We start from the raw sequence: 994 nt of genomic DNA, 5'->3' as shown, positions 1-994 counted from the left end.
GGCGTAAGGGACAAAAAAGGAGCTAAAAATCCCCGCAAGCCTTATGCTATAAGCTTTTTAAGGTAGTCAAAGGTTTTGAACACAAAAAATGCATTTCCTGCGGCTCAAAACAGGTCAAAAAAAGCGGTTGGCAAAACGGACACCAACGCTATAAATGCAACACCTGCGGCAGACGTTTTGACGGCGGCAGGCGTCTCAATCCCGACGCACTGTGGCAAGAATATACCCGAGGCAAACAAACCGCCCTACAGCTGGCACAACACTACGGTTGCAGCCGTAAAACCATCTTACGTTATTTGAAGAAATACACCGCAAAATCCCAATACGCCGCCCCCGCCAAAGCCAACATCATCATGGACACCACCTACTTCGGCAGAACGTTCGGCATCATGGTGTTATACGACGGTATGACCAAACAGGCATTGTTTGTCGGTGAAGTGCAATATGAAACCAATGCACTTTATGCCGCAGCATTAGCTGAGATAAAAGCCAAAGGCATTGAAATACAAAGCATTGTTTGCGACGGACGTAAAGGGTTGATGCAACTGTATCCCGATACGCCAACGCAGCTGTGTCATTTCCACCAAGTTCAAATACTGAACCGTTATCTGACGCGCAACCCGAAAACGAAGGCCGGTAAAGCATTGCGGCAACTGGCATTAAGTCTAAAACACAGTACCAAAAAAGACTTCCATGCTGCTTTTGAGACATGGTACGGGCAGCATAAAGCCTTTCTCAACGAACGCAGCATTAACGAAGAAACCGGCAAATCAGGCTACACCCACAAAAGGCTGAGAAGCGCATATTTCAGCTTGAAAAGGAACCTGCCGTACTTGTTTGTATTTGAAGATTATCCTGATTTGGACATTCCGAATACGACCAATTTGCTTGACGGCAGGTTTGCGGATTTGAAGCAGAAGTTGAGGTGTCATCAGGGCATGAGCATGGAATGTAAGGTGAGGTTTATTAAAGATTATTTCTCATGCAAATGAGG

At 46.0% G+C, this 994-nt stretch carries 1 protein-coding gene; it reads left to right on the top strand.

Annotation, left to right across the window (positions count from 1 at the left end; all coding sequences use genetic code 11):
• Positions 1 to 92: 92 nt before the first annotated feature.
• Complete coding sequence (locus BDE01S_RS10720) at positions 93 to 992, top strand: IS256 family transposase, variant Zn-binding type (protein ID WP_416178187.1); 900 nt, start codon at positions 93 to 95, stop codon at positions 990 to 992.
• Positions 993 to 994: the final 2 nt, after the last annotated feature.

The sequence above is a fragment of the Bergeriella denitrificans NBRC 102155 genome (assembly GCF_001592185.1).
GTDB classification, from domain to species: domain Bacteria; phylum Pseudomonadota; class Gammaproteobacteria; order Burkholderiales; family Neisseriaceae; genus Neisseria; species Neisseria denitrificans.
This window is presented reverse-complemented; position numbering and strand designations above follow the sequence as displayed.